A 13,406-nucleotide genomic window follows, 5' to 3' on the forward strand; every position below is an offset into this window, starting at 1 on the left:
GTCGGCAATCGGTTGGCTGCCGCTGCGTACCTTGGGGTCGTACCATCGCAAAGGGTCCTTGCGGCCGCAGACGCCGACAAGGTCGAGATGCGCGTCACTCAGGTATTGCCGCCACGTCGGCCAGTTCATCAGGACGCGAGAAGCACAGGAGCCGCAGAAGTTCTTGCGCATGCTCGCGCGACTTTACGGCAAGGACCAGGTCATGGTTTTGAATGCCGACCGCTTCTACCGTCTGCTTGCCCGGATAAATGACCAGTTCCCGCGTTCCCGCCTCGACTGCGTCGGTGATGGCATCGGACTCTTCATCCTTTGCGGGCGTAAAACTGATCGCCAGATGAAGCCCGTGCTTGCCACGCCGAAGCGCTGGCGTTACGGTCGGAGAGACTTGACTCACAAACGTATTGCAAGCATCGCGAATGGGAACTGACTGGGGTGGTGCGGGTCGCGATAAAGGAAGCGCTGCACAGATGCCCGCCAATGCCAGGATTTCACCTGCGCGGCGCACGAAGGAAAAGGAATTCAAGGCATCTCATCTGGTTGTCGGGGGATCACTCACGCTACATCACTCACGCTACAAGTGAGAAGCATGATATCAAAATTGATCGCTATTTAATCACGCCTGCCGCCTACATTCTTTGGGTGGCCGCACAGCGCGAAGCCGCCGTGTAGTACAGTGCCTGGTCCAGCACGCGGAATCGAATATGTCAGATCGTCCCCAGAAGCGCCATCACCCAATTCGCAATGTCATCGAACGGATAGTTAGCGGTATGCTCCTGGGTGGCAAGGTGGCAGCGTGGAGTTATCGTTGGGGCTGGCATGGCAAACTCAGGGTTGTGCGCTATGAAATGAGCGTGAACAGGGAAAAACCATTGCCGGCTCCGCTGAGGATTGGGTTTGTCTCAGACCTGCACGCCGGACCGACAACGCATGCAGGTCTGTTCGATCTATTGCGCGATCAATTGCTGTTGCTGCGCCCGGACGTGTTACTGCTCGGCGGCGACTACGTTTCGTTCGATGCCAGGTATGTCGACCGGTTGCGCGATGTTCTGACAGCGTATGCCCCCGCTCTAGGAATCTATGCCGTGATCGGCAATCACGATATCCGGCACGGGCGCAAATCAATCGAAACCGCCTTGCGGGATATGGGTGCGCATGTCCTGGTTAATCGCAACATCGCTTTGCCGGCCCCGTTCGACATGGTCAGCGTCTGCGGCATCGATGAGCCATGGACGGGTAACGCAGACGCGGCCCGAACGTTCTCGGAATCGCGACAGGTCAAGCTATTCCTGACACATTCTCCGGATGGGCTCATGCATCTGGACAAAGAAATCTTTGACGTTGCCTTCGCTGGACACACACACGGCGGGCAGGTCGCGCGCCGTGACGGGGCGCCCCTGGTGCAGCCGACTGGACCGCTGTCGCGTCAATACTGCTACGGCGAATTTGCGGTGCCCGGCAACGGGACGATGATCGTCAGTCGCGGGTTTGGATGCACTTTGATTCCGTTGCGTATCAATGCAGATCCGGAACTGGTGATCTGCACACTGCGTTAGCAGCGTATCGCTTAGCGGCTCATTCAAAGAAGTGAGATAGCCCAGAAGTCGAAAGCCAACCTTGGGGGAGATTACCGCAACGATAAGTTCCGTTGCCAACGGTCATAATCGTGTTTGGTGGCGTGAGAGCACGCGCGTTTCACTCAGGCGAAAACTGAGCTTCGACATCCCGCGCGCTGTGCAGCACGCGTATCAGCTCTACACCACTGTGGATGGGACCTCGCCCTTCCAGAGAGCTTGATTTCATCAGGATCCCAATCGACAACCGGGCCGCTGTCCAGGCCGGCCTGAATATCGTGACGGAGCTCAGCGAGCTTTGCAATGCGTACTTGGTCATGCTCATGCATGAGACGCAAGGCATCATGAACAACTTCGCTTGCTGAAGTGTACAAGCCAGAAACCACCTTTTCCCGCACCATTTCTTCAAATTGCGGCGCTAGGACTATCTTCATGGTCATTCGGATCTCCCGATGTCTCATATTGAATTGCACAAACTGTGAATGTTCGACCGAATATTCGCGATATGGTTCACGCAAATAAGCAGGTACCGTACAGCGGTTGATATTCGTGGCCTGCCCAACAGGAATCGAACCTGTGACCCTCAGCTTAGAAGGCTGATGCTCTATCCAACTGAGCTATGGGCAGTGTCTTGATTTTAAAGGGATTTACCTGTTTTGATGGAGTGTGGCGCTCCGCAAATAACTACCCTGCTCCGCAAACCCTACTTTGTGGGCGGCACGATTTTACCACGGCGCAGGTAGTGGCGGCGAGTGGTCTTGACGCTATCATGCCCCAAGAGGTCGCTGGCAGCCTGCTCCCCCCGCTCGTCGGCGCTGTCGTCGGCCGCCTTCGCGCGCAGGTCGTAGAACCACATTTTCTTGATGGCCTCGCTCAGTTCCGGGTTGCCATTGGCGGCCAAACCCCGCGCTTTTTCGTATTGGTAACGCAGGGCATCCCTTGTCATACGTCGGCCCGAAGCGTTCACCAGCAGGTATCCGCTACTCTCTTTGCATCCAACCTTCCTTGCGGCAATACGCGCCAGCAATTCCGCCAGCTCCCCCGTGATCATCATGCGCAGGCGCTTACCTGTCTTGCCCTGCTCCACTAGCAGCCATTCGCCGTCAATGTGATCCTCGTGCATTTCGGTCGTATCGCCCGGCCGTTGCCCGGTCAGATAGGCGAGGTCGAGCGCATCCACCAGTTGCGCACTGGCATGCGCGCGCACAGCATGAAATACCGCGTCCGTGATGTAGACCTCGCGCTTCTCCAACTCGTGGCCCATGATCCCTGTGCATGGGTTCTCTGCGTCCGTGTACCCCCAGCCGCGCGCCCGGTTCCACAGCGCCGAGAAAAGGCGCTTGCAGCGATTCGCCGTCGTCGGCTTGTCTGCGTGCTTGGTCAGGAACTGCTTGATGTGCATCGGCCGAACCTGAGATAGCGGCGCGTCTGCAAAAAAGGCTTTCAGGTGCTTCAGGTCCGACTTGTTGGTCTGAATCGTCTTGGCGCCGTGCGTGTGCAAAACCTCTGCTTCATACTTGGCGATCACGTCGCCAAATTTCGCGCCGGCGCCAGGGCCGATAATCTCTTGCTTCTTGACGTACTCCTGCAAGGCCAGAATATAATCCCCGCCCAGCGGGATTTCCGTACGTGGCCGGCCGCCCTGGTCGAAGTAATAATAAATCTTCCCGCTTTTCTGCACCCTCGCCCGCATGCCGGGCGGAAGGTGCAGATTCTTTGTTGGCTTTCTACCCATGTAATTTCGGCGTCCATTGTGGCTCTACTGCTGGCGTTGGCTGGCGCGAGCCCTCCACTGCCAGCGTGGTGACGACCGGGCGCCCGCACGCATTGACGCGGAACGGCACGCCCATTTTGCGCAGCGCCTCGATCTGCTTCGACTTGAGCTTCCGGCCGGTGTAGTCGATCAATTCTTCCGGCGTGAGAAACATTCCCATCAACGCCCCCTTCCCGGTTGCGCGGGAATGATCGTCGCCGACGCCAGGAACTTTTCCACGCCCTCTTCGTGCAGCTCTTCCGGCGTGCGCTGGCGTGTCGGCGCTGGCTCTGCTGCTACAGGGGCGGCGTAAAGTGGCGTCATGCCGTCTGACGATGAATCCATGTTGCCCTTGAACACATCGGCAAAAATCAGCATGCGCTTGTCCGATGTCATGTACGCCACCGGCTCCGCATGCCCTGATGGCGCAGCAGCGGCACGGGCGCAGGCTTGGCCATGCTCTGAGATCGCCGCGCGTTCAAGATCGCTCCACACGTAGGTATGTGGCTCGGGGTGCGCAGGCAGCGGCGGCAAATCCCCCGCTGGCGCGCCATCCTCCGCAACATCTTCCGTGATGTCTTGGCACGCTGCGCAGGCATGGGTACAGCCATCAATCCATACCATGCCTTCACCGCAGCAAGTCACACACGTCGCGGCGGCGGCGATGGACGGATGGGCTGCGGTGAAGATAGGTGCACCATCCGGCAAATCCATTGCCGCTGTGCGGTCTGCCCAGATGACTTGACGGTATGCTTTGTCAGTCCCCTTGTTGAAATCCTTAACATGCCCCACAGGTTCAGCATCCCCGCTGGCCGCACGCTGGGCGATGTGGGCGTCGATGTGTTGAACGATGGCGCGCCAATAATACTCACCCTTTTGGCCCGGCTCATCAGTGCTGAAAAACCGCACGTATGAATCAACCAGCTCGCGGAAGCGAGGCGTATCAATGCTGTCCTGCGCTGGCGCGTCATGTTCATGCGCAGCCACCAGTTGAGCCGCTGCATGGCGGGCATCGCGGTGGCCAATCTGGTAGGCGCGGTTTTCGGCATCGCCCTTGCCAATCAAGTCAGCATTGCGCGGCTTGCACGGCAAGTTCATGATCGCTGCGTGCAGATCGGTAGCTTCCGGCGCTGGCGCGGCTTGGAGGGCGGCGAGGACGTCGTCGCGCAGCAGGAAATCGCCGGATTTGGTCTCTGTGATATTGAACGGCACCGGGGTGGGCGTGTAGCGGGGCAGCGCCTCAATGGCGGCTTGAATAGTGGTGGTCATGGCTTCGGTTCCTCTGTAGGTGTACAAATCAAATGCTCAAGACGCGTGGTGCCGTCACCGCCATACGGGATGCATTGCAAATCCCATCCGCTTGGCAAGTCTTTAGCGCTATGCACCTCGTCGGAAACATCGACATCGGGGGTGCTATCACCTGCGACTTCTCGCCATTCATCAAGCGCGGCGCTGTAGGCTTCGCTCTCGCTCTCGCCCATGACAACAGTGCGTACGGTGTATTCAATGACATATGGCTTCATTTCGCCCCTCCCATGATCCGCGCCTCGATAGCGCGGGCGAAATTAATATAAGGTTCTGATTCGGACTCTTCTATTCCGAAAGGAATGATTTGGCCTAACTCCCCGCCAGACCAGCCATGCTCCGTTTCAGCAGCAATGATTAGAATCTCCTCATCCGTCAGCGCCTCAACTGGCGCAGCCGATTCGAGGGCGGCACGCGCCTGCCACGCGACCCACGCAGATTGCACCTGCATCAGCTTGTAGCCTTTTCCTGAGCGCTCGACAGCCTTGGGCCATGCGGGCCATGCATCATCCTGAGTCATGTACTTTTCAAACGCCTCGCGCTCATCCATCGCGCTGTGCAGGTCGGGCGCACCGGCTGCCGCGCGCGCATCGGCCCAGGCGGTCATCATCTGCGCGCCCTTGGCCCAGGTATCGGCGTGGCGCTCGATCAGGCTGTATGCGACCTCTGCCGACAGCCCGGCCCAGTCCTGCGCGGTGGTTGGGGCATCTGCCGTGGAGTCCCCGACGATGGTTTCCAGCTCGGCGATGCGCGCCAAGACAGCCCGCACATTCGCCACGCTCACCATGGACATATGGCAATCCTCGCGCCCTGCGATACTCAGCGCCAAGCGCTCGGCCGGCGTCAACTTGCTCAAGTCTGCGTTCATCTTCTCTCCCGTTATTGTTGTGCTGCATCGCGCGCCAGCTCGGCACGGACGTTCGTTGAATTTATGTTGTGGCGAATCCGGCGCATGACTTCGTTCGATGCGCGGTCCACGTCGATTGCGCGGACGTTTTCCAGCTGAGCATCGTGGCAAGCCAGGGCGTGATTCATGGCGGCCAGCTCGTCGCCCCGAAACAGGAAGCGACCCGTTGTCGCGCCGCGCTTACCCACCGCCATCAGCGCATCCCGGCCGGCGATGGTCGCCGCGCGGAACTCGTCGCCGATGCCCTGCTCACACATCACGTTGGCGATGTTGATCGCGCCCACCAGCAAATCCCATTCCTCGCGCCCGCCGGTGCCGGTCGTCAGCGCCGCCATGGCCGCGTGGTTCCGGATATTCAGCACGCGCAGGTGGTCGGCATGGTCACCGCTCAGGCCACCGAACACCTCCGACAGCGGGTTCAACGAGACCGGCTTGGGCACGTACCGTTTGTTGCGCGGCTTCTTCATGAGTGCACCGCCTGGCCGAACAGGGCCGCGACGAGTGGGTCCCGCACATGGTTCAGCTTGTAGCTGCGTACGCACGCTTGGCGCATGGTGATGATCGGGTCAAGCCGGTCTTCTGCGGCGATGTAGTCATCGCTCTGCCCCGGCACCCATGTGACCGGCAGCTTGCCAGAGCGGCGCGCGCCTCGTAGTTGTAGTTCCTTGCGGTGGATTTCGCCAGCGCCCTCAAGCTGGCGCAGATACACGCCCGCAGTGACCTTCGTCAGCCCGAACTCGGCAGCGACCTTGAGCGTGGTTGGTGGCAGAGTGGCCACGGACACGAAGGTGGCTATTTTCTTCTTCGTCGCAGCTTTGGCGATGATCTCAGCGCGTGCTTGCATAAATCCTCCGGGTCAGGTGTTTAGAATCAAGTGAAAGGCCAGTTCGGATCGGCTCATACGGTCTTGGCCTCGTAACGCCGGGAGCTCTCCAGGGTGCGCCATGCCTCAATCTTGGCCTGGGCCGCAACCATCATCCAACGGTAGCGCTCCTCCTCCTCAACGGCGGCGCGCAGGCCATCCAGCACAACGAGGTAATCCGGACTGGCGTAGGCCTCGCGCTCTTGAGTGGCTGCCGACTTATGCCCGGCCACTTCGGCCTCTCGCATCAAGAGCGCCTTCTTCGTCTTGCGAAACTCCTCAAGGTAGACGCGCTCAGACTTGGCTTTCGCGTATGCTGGCGCGTTGTCTCGCAGATAGTCGAGCGAACGGAAGATGTTGATTTCGGCATCTTCATTCATACGGCCTCCGTAAAGTTGTGCTGAATCTTGATTTGCTCGATTACGCGAGCAAGGTATGTGCGGGCCATGTCCACTTTGCGCTTGATCTTTTCCTCAAGAGCGAGGTCACGCTCATAGCGAACGACCGTCACGCGCAGCGGTTCGTCGATGTGGTCTACGAAATGCAGGTCTTCCTGCTCGTACTTGATCAGCTCGTCCGGTGTGTTGACCATGCAGTAGGCCACCTCCCAAACGGGAACGTCCCACAGCATCATGTAGCCCCGGCACTGCCATTCGTACGTCGAATCCTCGCCATCTTCGGAAACCGCCGGGAAGGTGGCGAGGGACCACGACGACTTGATGTCGATGCCTTTCACGCCCGGCACGATGATGTCGCACTCGCCAGTGATCCAGTCATTGCTGAGGCGGACCGTGTTTTTCTTGTGGTCGGTGAAGAACACCTCGTTGTACAGGGCGATAGACTGATCCTCGACGATGATCCCCTTGTCCATGAACTTGCCGCCGATGACTTGGTTGAAGCTGTAGACGTATTCGCGGGCAATGGATTTCATTTCCGTCTTGGCGCCGGCTGACAGGCTGCGTTCGAGCAGGCCGCGAATTAGTGCCGCCTCGTCGCCGGTCTTTTTCTTCTTGCGGGCGATGATGGCAATTTCGGGCGTTATCAGGCTTTCATCGATTGACTTCGCGTCGGACATGATCAGGCCGAGAGAAGAGCAGCGAATCTTAATCATGCATCCTCCGTGTTAAGCGCCGCCAGGACGGCTTCTTGTTCATCGGTCAGCAGTGCAGCCGCGCGCAATTTTTCGACCGTGTAGGTGCCGGCCTTGATGCCCGCCACCGCGCCTTTAAACCGCGCATCCTCGATTGGTTTGCGTTTTTTGGCGGTGACGGTCGGCCGGATGCGCAGGCACTCCACCAATTCCCCGCCCATCTTCGCGGTGCTTGCGAACAGGGTTATCTGCCGTCCAGCCCAATCCTCGATGAATGGCCCGTACAGCTTGTGAATCGATTTCGAGTTGGTCACGTTGAGGATCATCGGCTTGTGGCCCTTGATGTACATGATGCTGTGGTCCTCTTTTTTACCGCCCATCATCGTCACGGTTTCCAGCTGTACCCGCTCGATGGTTACGGTCAGGTCGTCGCCGTTCGGCAGCGCGTAGGCGCCTATGTATCGGGGGTCAACCAGTTGCTTCCAGTGCGTCTTGTTTTCCATGCCGTTACCTTTTGCTCGGAGGTGTGGTCATTTGCCAGGGTTGGCGTACTGCTGCATCTGTTCGGTCTGCCCGTGCTCGTCGGCTTCTGCCATGACCAGCAGCAGGGCCAGCACGATCACGAAGGCTCTTGCGAAGTCGCGCATCACATGGCCTCCTCGAATTGAGCTGCTGCGGCCCGTACGATGGCGCGGCGGGTGGCGGCATACGGGTCACCGTGACATGCCTCGACAATCGCGTAATCGCTTGGGCAAAAAGACACCTCATTCCCGTAGATATAACCGCGAAGGAGATTGAGCTTCACCGCTAGCCGCAGCGCGTCGCCGTCGTCGGTGAGCGGGTTCCATGGAGACGAGTTACCGTCGCGGAAAAGCCACATCGCGCCATCGGCGGTAGGTTTAATTTGGCCGACAATCCCCGCTGCCTTCGCGGCCAACTCCAACAGCTCGCGGTCGGTCAGCGCGCTCATGGCGCACCGTCCAGCATCAGCACGATCAGGGCCAGCGCGGTGGCGATGCAGGCGCACATGCCTTGGTGGCGATCGAGGTAGGCGTTGGCGCGGATCATGGCGCTGCCGTGGCTGCGATAATGGCGGCGTCGATCTTGTACGCAGGTATCCAGCGCTCGAAGTAGTCGGCAAACGCCTTTTCCCCGAAAGCCCGTGCGTGTTCGATGAACTCCTTGCGGCATGCCTCGATCAGTTCGTGCCGCGCATCGAACTTGTTCTGCTTGCCTAACTTGGCGGCGTCGATATATGCAACGAGCGCCAAGTAGTCCGCGTTAGTCTGGTGACGTCGGTAATCGTGAGCAAGGCGTTGGAACTCCGGCGTGTCGATGCTGTCCTGCTCGCTCAGGCCGACCGACGGTTGCATCGATTTCAGAAGTTCATCCAGCCGGTCGAATGGCTCGCCCTCGCAGGGCTTCCCGGCGTACTCCTGAACCACCTCACGGATACCTTCCCATACTGCGGCCAGCTTGCCATTGGTCGCGGTGAGCGCTGCCTTGTGCCACGCCAGATTAGCCTGCAACTTTTCAACTTCCTGCTCGCTCAGGCCGACCGGCTGGGCGGGCGCGGCGCCGGGGGCTGGTGGGAGCGGCATCCAGTGGGAAATTTCTTCAAAGTCGTGTTCGTTCCAGCCTTCGCCGACAGGCACTGATATTGTGCTGAAATCCACAGGGCATTCACGTTGCTCATCCCACGTGTCGAACATGATCTCATCGCCAAATCTGCGATTGCTCAGGAATACGATGACTTGTTGCCCGACTTCTGGGCGACGCTCCAGTACGCTTACCCAACCACTTGGCGTAGCGCGCATCTCTTGGCACTCGCGCTTGAGGTCCGCGATGACGCATTCCAATTCGCGCACTCGCCCGTCGGCGCCCATGGCTTCGGCCGACTTCTTCCATGCCAGCATGCCGCCGTAGTAACGCTCAATCTCGTCGGCAGCTTGGTTCATGAGCTTGTCGATTTCTCGGTATGGCTCAGTGAAGGCCGATGCCGCCATGGCGCGCAACCGCTTTGACACGTCAGTCGGCGCGCTCGGCAATTTCTGTTCGTTCATCATGATCCCCTGTGAGATTAATTGGCGTGTTGGCCGGCGGTTGATGGCGAGGCGAGTAGCAGCGGAGCGGCCATGATCGAGGCCCACCCAGCGCGCATTTCAGCCAACGGAATAGGCGCAAGCGAATTGTCAGAGAGGTAGCGCGTCAGTTCCCGGAGCATCGCGCGGGCACCCGCACAAGGTGAGCGACCCAGGAAAATATCATCGACTTGCGGGGACAGCGGCCGACGACCCTTGGTGCTTTCGGACATGCCGAGGAAACGCTTGCGCTGGAAGCGCTCAATGCTAGCGCGGCCAGCAGCGTCAACGGTGGCAAAGAGCCAGCGTCCATCGTTGCGGCACACCTTGATTGTTGCCTTTGGGTGGGCCTGTGTAAGGTCCATATCGATGTATTCGATGGCCCAGCCAGCGGTGTGCATAATGCGGCCCAGCATGGCTACTGGCGCGGCGTTTTCGACGCTCAGCAATTTCGTTTCATTCATCGTGATCCCCTGTTTAGTTGTGGAGCCGACTATTGGCCGGCCTTCATCACTGCGTCCATATGCTCTCTGGCCAGCCGGCGAAGCATTTCCCGGCGCTCTTTCACGCTGAGAATTTGCTTGATATCGGTAGCCAGTTCGGCGGCCATGTGATTGACCATGCGCTCGGCCAATTCAGCTTCCAGCCGTACAGCAACCTGCTGCTTAAGCTTCTGAGAATCGACCAGATCCCAGCATCCAGCGATCCACTCAACAGGCACCTTGAGGCGGCTTTCGTAGTTCGGCATCAGCCACCCGCCATCCTGGATAAACTTCAGCACTGCCTTTTCAGCGGCTTCTTTGACGGCTTGCTCGAATGTGGTCATGATCAGCTTTCAGTAAGTGCGCCAGGCGGCGCTGCACTGCCGATGCCACCTCAAGGGTGGCGATGGATCGGCGGGGAGAGTGGGGTCAGTGCTCGCCTTGCGGCATGCGCTTGAGCGCGGCTTCAACTTCAGCCAGCAGCGCCCGATCCGGGTCCATGTGGAGCCGGATCGCGTCGATCTGGCCGTACATGTAGCCGTAGGCAAATCGGTCAAGCACGGTCGCCGCTGCCAGCCCTGCTTGCACGCCGCGCAAGGCGGAATTCCCGGCGTCGGTCAGGGCGCTCACGCCATTGCCCGATCATGTGCAGCGCGGTCGGCGCGGGCGGTGGCGTTGTGGCTGGCGGCATCGTCGCTCAGGTGGGCGTCGATGGCGTAGGCGATGCTGCAAACCGCCGTCGAGCTGAAAATGTCGAACAGGTCAATGGCGCTGTCGGCGGCGGTGATGCGAGTCACGTAGTATTCCGAAGCGTCGCGCTCGATGGTCACGTTCAGCTTGATGCCTCCATGGTCGTAGCCGTTGACGGTCACGGTGCTAGTTGGCGCTAAGTGTTGGCTGCGGATCGGTGCGTTCATGCTGCTGCTCCGGTGGCTTTGGCAACTGCTGCAAGCGCAAAACGATATGCGTCGGAATCTGCGAACACATAGGGCCCTTGTTTGACTTGATGCAGAACAGCTTGCAGCGCGGCCAGCAGCTCCGGCGCGGCGGCGATCAGGCGGGCGTTGGCAACCGACATCGGCGTGTTGGCCCAATTGCAATTCTCATCGCTACATTCTGCGATATAGGACATGTGATTCGCTGTCCCGATATATCGGCCCTTTGCGAACCAAGGCCCTGGCGTATGGCCTGCTGTCGTCTGCTTGCTCATGGCCATCCCCTTACCGTGCGCACGCGGCGCTGTTCAGCATCGGAAAGCCCAACTGGCGGCGGATTTCATCGCGCGTCGGCACAGGGGCCGGCGCAGCTTGGCGCTGCTGCATCCATTGGCGGATGACTTCTTTGCGTTGCGTGCTGGCTTGGGCTGCTGACATTTCGCTCTCCATCTGGTTGCTGATTCGATGGCTCTATTTTAGGCATACCTAAGAAAATGCGCAAGAACTATTTTGAGGCATGCCTAATTTTTAGGTACAATGCTTTATCGCCCGAATCGTCGGACGTAAAAAAGCCCCGGTTGGCGGGGCGCTGGTGGACGTGTGATAGCTGGCGCCCATATGCAAGCAAAATGAGAAATTGCCTGCATTCCATAAATTTGTACGGAGACGCGAAATAGCGTGTACTATGCAAGCTCATTAACAAAATTGCGAGCATACGATGGCAGCAGAAAAGCCGAGCGGCAAAGCACTGGGCGGCATCGCCCGAGCAAGCAAGATGAGTCCAGAGGAACGAAAGGCCGCGTCTGAAAAGGCGCTCGCAGCTAAAAAGGAGCTGGCTGCGCTACCTAAAGCCACGCACACGGGAAATCTAAAGCTGATTGACACGGAAATCCCCTGTGCCGTCCTAGAGGATGGGACGCGTGTTCTCACGCAATCGGACTTCATGGAGGCGATGGGAATGTACTACAGCGGATGGATCGCAAACAACTCGCCAAGCGACCACTCACTGTATCCTGCAGAAGTGCCCCATTTTTTAGCTCAAAAGACGTTAATCCCTTTTATTAACAAGCACTTAGGGCACCTGCAGAACATCGTCCTGAAGTACAAGACTGAGAAAGGGGCGGCAGCACACGGAATTCGAGCTGAGATCATCCCGAGCATCTGCGATATCTATCTCGACGCGGAAAAGGCGGGAAAGTTAGGAGCTAGGCAGGCGAAAATTGCGCAGAAGGCCATGTTGCTAATGCGAGCACTGGCCCACGTTGGCATTGTGGCGTTGGTTGATGAGGCGACAGGCTTTCAAAAGGACCGTGAGCGCGATGCTCTCGCGAAAATCCTTGAAACGTTCGTTGCAAGAGAGTTGCAGCCCTACATGAAAACGTTTCCTGCAGATTACTACGAGCAGTTGTTCCGCCTTCGCGGCCTTCCTTACCCGCCAGAGGTAGCAAGCTTCCGTCCGCAGTATTTTGGGAAGCTAACCAATGACATTGTTTACAAACGAATTGCACCTGGGCTGCTTGCAGAACTGAAGCGTCAAAACGAGAAAGACGAAAGGAAGGGGAAGCTACATCAGAGGCTAACGCTAGATATTGGCTATCAAAAGCTGCGAGACCATATTTCGGCTGTCGTAATGGCCATGAAGCTATCGAAGGACTATCCCGATTTTATCGAAAAGATGAATCAGTTCTACCCGAGATATGGGGATAACTTTCAGCTTGAATTAGAAGCAATCGACCACGGCTAATCCTTTTGCCCCGTACCAACATGGCCGGGGCTTCTTTTTCTATTCGGCATCCTGGCGTGCCGTTGTGCAATCCAGATTTGAAACTATAAGTTAGTCTTTGCAGTTTTGCCGCATATAATCCACGGACTCCGCGAAGCCTTTCAAGTCGATATCCTGAGCGACAACTGTATTTAAAATAGTGCTAATTTGCATTCTGATACGCTTGGCGCCATAAACTTGATCAAAGATTCGCCCGAGCCTTACAGCGCTCAAATCTCGCTCCATCTCATCAGCCAATCGCAACGGCAATGCAGGTTCGTCGTCAATTCGAACCGTGTATCCTCTTACTCCGCCGCGCCCGCGAAGTGAAACGAAAAAGTCTTTGTCTGACGCCTGAACGGTCCATGCTCCCTCATAGAGCGCTGCACATTTCTTCTTATCCGTCATCGCGTCCAACTCCTGATGAACAGACCAAGATCCAGACTTAAACACAATCCCCTTTTTCATTGGCTCTGGTTTAGCTGCTTCAGGAGTCGCTGTAGGTGCAGGTGGTTTCTCAGAAGAAGCTTTGTCATAGCATTGAAGCCGGAGCCTGTCAGACTTAATGGAAATGCATGAATTCTGCGCAAAAGCATGCGACGTCAAAAGCGCAATAGCCAAGGTCAATATTGTTTTTTTCATTAGCAGTCCGTATTTC

Annotated in this window: 23 protein-coding genes and 1 tRNA gene; 2 read left to right on the forward strand and 22 right to left on the reverse strand. The window is 57.9% G+C overall.

Annotated features, from left to right (window positions below; all coding sequences use genetic code 11):
• Positions 1-94 precede the first annotated feature (94 nt).
• Positions 95-523, reverse strand: a complete 429-nt coding sequence (locus CR152_RS33345; RefSeq protein WP_157778780.1) for a hypothetical protein — start codon at positions 521-523, stop codon at positions 95-97.
• Between the two features lie 178 nt (positions 524-701).
• On the opposite strand from CR152_RS33345, the gene CR152_RS27740 reads away from it, so the two are divergent.
• Entirely contained in the window at positions 702-1,553 is an 852-nt protein-coding gene (locus CR152_RS27740) for a metallophosphoesterase (RefSeq protein ID WP_099880382.1), read from the forward strand.
• A gap of 143 nt (positions 1,554-1,696) precedes the next feature.
• Here CR152_RS27740 and CR152_RS27745 read toward each other — a convergent pair whose 3' ends face one another.
• The 20 genes from CR152_RS27745 to CR152_RS33360 form a co-directional block, all read right to left on the reverse strand.
• Positions 1,697-2,011, reverse strand: a complete 315-nt coding sequence (locus CR152_RS27745; RefSeq protein WP_099880384.1) for a type II toxin-antitoxin system ParD family antitoxin — start codon at positions 2,009-2,011, stop codon at positions 1,697-1,699.
• 110 nt (positions 2,012-2,121) lie between these two features.
• Positions 2,122-2,198: transfer RNA gene (locus CR152_RS27750), tRNA-Arg, on the reverse strand.
• 76 nt (positions 2,199-2,274) lie between these two features.
• Positions 2,275-3,306 (reverse strand): tyrosine-type recombinase/integrase, encoded by a 1,032-nt coding sequence (locus CR152_RS27755; protein WP_099880386.1) that lies wholly within the window; start codon positions 3,304-3,306, stop codon positions 2,275-2,277.
• Positions 3,299-3,505, reverse strand: coding sequence for a DUF4224 domain-containing protein (locus CR152_RS27760; RefSeq protein ID WP_099880388.1), 207 nt, complete (start codon positions 3,503-3,505; stop codon positions 3,299-3,301). Before CR152_RS27760 ends, CR152_RS27755 begins: the two co-directional genes overlap by 8 nt.
• A complete protein-coding gene (locus CR152_RS27765) occupies positions 3,505-4,593 on the reverse strand; it encodes a hypothetical protein (RefSeq protein WP_157778781.1) in 1,089 nt (362 codons plus the stop codon). Before CR152_RS27765 ends, CR152_RS27760 begins: the two co-directional genes overlap by 1 nt.
• A complete protein-coding gene (locus CR152_RS33350; RefSeq protein WP_157778782.1) occupies positions 4,590-4,847 on the reverse strand; it encodes a hypothetical protein in 258 nt (85 codons plus the stop codon). The genes CR152_RS27765 and CR152_RS33350 overlap by 4 nt, the downstream gene beginning before the upstream one ends.
• The gene (locus CR152_RS27770) at positions 4,844-5,497 is read right to left on the reverse strand and encodes a phiTE_015 family protein (protein WP_099880391.1); all 654 of its coding nucleotides are present in this window, start codon (positions 5,495-5,497) and stop codon (positions 4,844-4,846) included. The genes CR152_RS33350 and CR152_RS27770 overlap by 4 nt, the downstream gene beginning before the upstream one ends.
• 11 nt (positions 5,498-5,508) lie before the next feature.
• Positions 5,509-6,003, reverse strand: a complete 495-nt coding sequence (locus CR152_RS27775) for a hypothetical protein (RefSeq protein ID WP_099880393.1) — start codon at positions 6,001-6,003, stop codon at positions 5,509-5,511.
• Positions 6,000-6,380, reverse strand: coding sequence for a FaeA/PapI family transcriptional regulator (locus tag CR152_RS27780; RefSeq protein WP_099880395.1), 381 nt, complete (start codon positions 6,378-6,380; stop codon positions 6,000-6,002). The genes CR152_RS27775 and CR152_RS27780 overlap by 4 nt, the downstream gene beginning before the upstream one ends.
• 53 nt (positions 6,381-6,433) lie before the next feature.
• Complete coding sequence (locus CR152_RS27785; RefSeq protein WP_167399961.1) at positions 6,434-6,778, reverse strand: hypothetical protein; 345 nt, start codon at positions 6,776-6,778, stop codon at positions 6,434-6,436.
• Positions 6,775-7,509 (reverse strand): hypothetical protein, encoded by a 735-nt coding sequence (locus CR152_RS27790; RefSeq protein ID WP_157778783.1) that lies wholly within the window; start codon positions 7,507-7,509, stop codon positions 6,775-6,777. The genes CR152_RS27785 and CR152_RS27790 overlap by 4 nt, the downstream gene beginning before the upstream one ends.
• The gene (locus tag CR152_RS27795) at positions 7,506-7,991 is read right to left on the reverse strand and encodes a hypothetical protein (protein WP_099880398.1); all 486 of its coding nucleotides are present in this window, start codon (positions 7,989-7,991) and stop codon (positions 7,506-7,508) included. The genes CR152_RS27790 and CR152_RS27795 overlap by 4 nt, the downstream gene beginning before the upstream one ends.
• A 143-nt stretch (positions 7,992-8,134) precedes the next feature.
• Complete coding sequence (locus tag CR152_RS27800; RefSeq protein WP_229413666.1) at positions 8,135-8,458, reverse strand: hypothetical protein; 324 nt, start codon at positions 8,456-8,458, stop codon at positions 8,135-8,137.
• 94 nt (positions 8,459-8,552) lie between these two features.
• Positions 8,553-9,554, reverse strand: a complete 1,002-nt coding sequence (locus tag CR152_RS27805) for a DUF551 domain-containing protein (protein WP_099880400.1) — start codon at positions 9,552-9,554, stop codon at positions 8,553-8,555.
• Positions 9,555-9,568: 14 nt separating this feature from the next.
• Positions 9,569-10,033, reverse strand: coding sequence for a hypothetical protein (locus tag CR152_RS27810; protein WP_157778784.1), 465 nt, complete (start codon positions 10,031-10,033; stop codon positions 9,569-9,571).
• A gap of 29 nt (positions 10,034-10,062) precedes the next feature.
• Complete coding sequence (locus CR152_RS27815) at positions 10,063-10,395, reverse strand: hypothetical protein (protein ID WP_099880404.1); 333 nt, start codon at positions 10,393-10,395, stop codon at positions 10,063-10,065.
• A gap of 85 nt (positions 10,396-10,480) precedes the next feature.
• Positions 10,481-10,681, reverse strand: coding sequence for a hypothetical protein (locus CR152_RS27820; RefSeq protein WP_099880406.1), 201 nt, complete (start codon positions 10,679-10,681; stop codon positions 10,481-10,483).
• Positions 10,678-10,968: a hypothetical protein gene (locus CR152_RS27825; RefSeq protein ID WP_099880408.1), complete on the reverse strand. Its 291-nt coding sequence runs from the start codon at positions 10,966-10,968 to the stop codon at positions 10,678-10,680. The genes CR152_RS27820 and CR152_RS27825 overlap by 4 nt, the downstream gene beginning before the upstream one ends.
• Positions 10,965-11,261, reverse strand: a complete 297-nt coding sequence (locus CR152_RS33355; RefSeq protein WP_157778785.1) for an XkdD/Y8K6 family phage-associated protein — start codon at positions 11,259-11,261, stop codon at positions 10,965-10,967. The genes CR152_RS27825 and CR152_RS33355 overlap by 4 nt, the downstream gene beginning before the upstream one ends.
• A 10-nt stretch (positions 11,262-11,271) precedes the next feature.
• Positions 11,272-11,424, reverse strand: a complete 153-nt coding sequence (locus CR152_RS33360; protein ID WP_157778786.1) for a hypothetical protein — start codon at positions 11,422-11,424, stop codon at positions 11,272-11,274.
• Positions 11,425-11,704: 280 nt separating this feature from the next.
• Here CR152_RS33360 and CR152_RS27830 point away from each other — a divergent pair, with 280 nt between their 5' ends.
• On the forward strand, positions 11,705-12,730 hold the full coding sequence (locus CR152_RS27830; protein ID WP_099880410.1) for a P63C domain-containing protein: 1,026 nt from the start codon (positions 11,705-11,707) through the stop codon (positions 12,728-12,730).
• Between the two features lie 90 nt (positions 12,731-12,820).
• Here CR152_RS27830 and CR152_RS27835 read toward each other — a convergent pair whose 3' ends face one another.
• Positions 12,821-13,390, reverse strand: a complete 570-nt coding sequence (locus tag CR152_RS27835; RefSeq protein ID WP_157778787.1) for a hypothetical protein — start codon at positions 13,388-13,390, stop codon at positions 12,821-12,823.
• Positions 13,391-13,406: the final 16 nt, after the last annotated feature.

Origin of the sequence: Massilia violaceinigra (assembly GCF_002752675.1) — a bacterium.
Classification (GTDB): Bacteria; Pseudomonadota; Gammaproteobacteria; order Burkholderiales; family Burkholderiaceae_D; genus Telluria_A; species Telluria_A violaceinigra.